Below are 2546 nucleotides of genomic sequence, written 5' to 3'. Positions count from 1 at the left end.
CCCAATAGCCCGCGGCGGTTGCCGCGGGCTATTGGGTAGGTCTCTTCAGTTATGCGCGGCGGACACTGCCGCCGTTCCAAGCTCGACTAGCGGGCGTAGTACTCCACCACGAGCTGCTCTTCGCAGGTGACAGGCACCTCGGAGCGCTTGGGGCGGCGCACCAGGCGGGCCTGGAGCTTGTCCAGCTGCACCTCGAGGTAGCCGGGAACTGCCGGAAGGACATCGCGGTGAGCGCCGGCTGCCGCTACCTGCAGCGGAACCATGGTTTCGCTGCGCGTGTGCACGTGGATGAGCTGGCCTTCGGCGACGCGGAACGACGGGCGGTCCACGCGGCCCCCGTCCACCATGATGTGGCGGTGAACCACGAGCTGGCGGGCCTGGGCGATCGTCCGTGCGAAGCCGGAACGCAGGACGAGGGCGTCGAGGCGCATTTCGAGGAGCTCGATGAGATTCTCACCGGTCAGGCCTGCGGTGCGGCGGGCTTCCTCGAAGACACGGGTCATCTGTGCCTCGCGGATGCCGTACTGGGCGCGAAGACGCTGCTTTTCGCGCAAGCGTACGGCGTAGTCGCTGTCCTGCTTGCGGCGTGCACGGCCGTGCTGGCCGGGCGCGTAGGGCCGACGCTCGAGGTACTTCTCGGCCTTCGGAGTCAGAGCAATGCCGAGGGCCCGCGAGATGCGGACCTTGCGGCGGGCACGTGTGTTGTTAGCCACGTCTACCTTTCACTAATTTCTGCGGCAAAGAACCTGCGCGGCCACAGGGGCCACACGGCACTTTTCGTATGTAGCTGGCCTCCATGAAGGGAGAGCCGGGAGTGGCCGCTTCCCGGTACTACAGTCCGCCGGCCTGCTGTCGTTCCGCGCGCAAACGCTCGGGACAACGCAGGGGATCGGCGACTTGCCAGTCAACCTGCAATGTTAGCAGTTTCCCGCCGGTGCGCTGAATTCCACGGGGGTAACAGGCTCCCCCGGTGCGGCGGCAAGGATGTTCACCGGTCCTCGGGTCACTTTCCGCGGATGATCCTCCGCAGGCGCCCCAGGCGGGTAGCAATGTCCCGTTCAGCGCCCCGATCGGTGGGTGTGTAGTAGTCACGGCCCACGAGATCGTCCGGTGCATACTGCTGGAACGCGATACCGTGCGGCTCGTCATGGGAGTAGACGTAGCCCTTTCCGTGGCCGAGCTGGCCCGCACCCGGGTAATGGGCGTCCCGAAGGTGAGCCGGTATGCCCTGCCCGCGGCCGGCACGCACGTCGGCGACAGCCGCGTTGATGCCGTTGTAGGCCGCATTGGACTTCGGGGCGGTCGCCACGTGGACCACTGCCTCGGCAAGGATGATCCGCGCCTCGGGCATGCCCACGAGCTGCACGGCCTGCGCAGCCGCAACCGTCGTCTGCAGCGCTGACGGATCGGCCATCCCGACGTCCTCGGAGGCGGAGATCATGAGTCGCCGCGCCACGAAGCGGGGGTCCTCGCCCGCCTCGAGCATGCGGGCGAGGTAGTGCAGCGCCGCATCGACGTCGGAGCCGCGCAGCGACTTGATGAACGCGCTCGCGACGTCGTAGTGCTGGTCGCCTGCCCGGTCGTAGCGCAGTGCTGCGACGTCGACGGCCTTTTCCGCGTGGTCGAGCTCCACGTCGACGCTGCCCGCCGGGTTGCCCTGGACGGAGTGGGCGACGCCCGCTGCGGCCTCCAGGGCTGTCAGTCCCCGCCGCGCGTCTCCCGCCGCGAGCCGTACCAGGTGGGCGAGCGCCTCCTCCGTGAGCCGCACCGATCCGGCAAGGCCGCGGTCGTCGTCGACGGCACGCTGGAGCAGCCCGGCGATGTCGGCCTCGGTCAGCGGTTTGAGCGTCTGAAGAAGGGACCTGGACAGCAGGGGGGACACCACCGAGAAGGAGGGATTCTCAGTGGTCGCCGCGATCAGGACCACCCAGCGGTTCTCCACCCCCGGCAGCAGGGCGTCCTGCTGGGCCTTGTTGAACCGGTGGATCTCGTCGAGGAAGAGGATGGTGGTGCGGCGGTGCAGGTCCCTGGCCGTGAGCGCCTCGTCCATGACCCGCCGGACGTCCTTCACCCCGGCGGTGATCGCGGAGAGCTCCACGAACTTCCGGCCCTGCCCCCGCGCAATGACGTGCGCAAGGGTGGTCTTGCCCGTTCCCGGCGGGCCCCACAGGATGACCGAGGAAGGGCCGGCAGGACCGCCGGAATCAGCATCCCCGGCAAGGGTCCGCAGCGGGGATCCCGGCCCCAGCAGATGCTGCTGGCCCACCACCTCATCAAGGGTACGGGGCCTCATCCGGACGGCGAGGGGACTCCGCGGGCGCTGTCCCAGCGGGGAACCGGGCCCCGACGCCGTTCCGACACCCGAGCCGAGGACGTCGTCGTCGGCGTCCTCATCGGTGCCCATGCTGAATAGATCATCCACACGGCCAAGGCTACTGTGTAGCACGGACAACGCAGCGGCCGGAGCCCATCCGGGCAGGGAGGCTCATTCATGACGGACACCAGGACAGTACTCGTCGCGGCCGGCCGCCTGCCGGGGTGGCTCG

2 protein-coding genes are annotated in these 2546 nt (G+C 68.6%); both read right to left on the bottom strand.

The window, feature by feature from the left end:
• Positions 1 to 86 precede the first annotated feature (86 nt).
• Positions 87 to 713: a 30S ribosomal protein S4 gene (gene rpsD / locus Y704_RS0112330; RefSeq protein ID WP_026550340.1), complete on the bottom strand. Its 627-nt coding sequence runs from the start codon at positions 711 to 713 to the stop codon at positions 87 to 89.
• 290 nt (positions 714 to 1003) lie between these two features.
• Positions 1004 to 2422 carry a replication-associated recombination protein A gene (locus tag Y704_RS0112325; RefSeq protein ID WP_026550339.1) on the bottom strand — a complete coding sequence of 473 codons (1419 nt, stop codon included), beginning with the start codon at positions 2420 to 2422 and terminating at the stop codon, positions 1004 to 1006.
• Between the last annotated feature and the right edge of the window lie 124 nt (positions 2423 to 2546).

The organism is Arthrobacter sp. Br18 (assembly GCF_000520555.1).
Lineage (GTDB): Bacteria > Actinomycetota > Actinomycetes > Actinomycetales > Micrococcaceae > Arthrobacter_D.
This window is presented reverse-complemented; position numbering and strand designations above follow the sequence as displayed.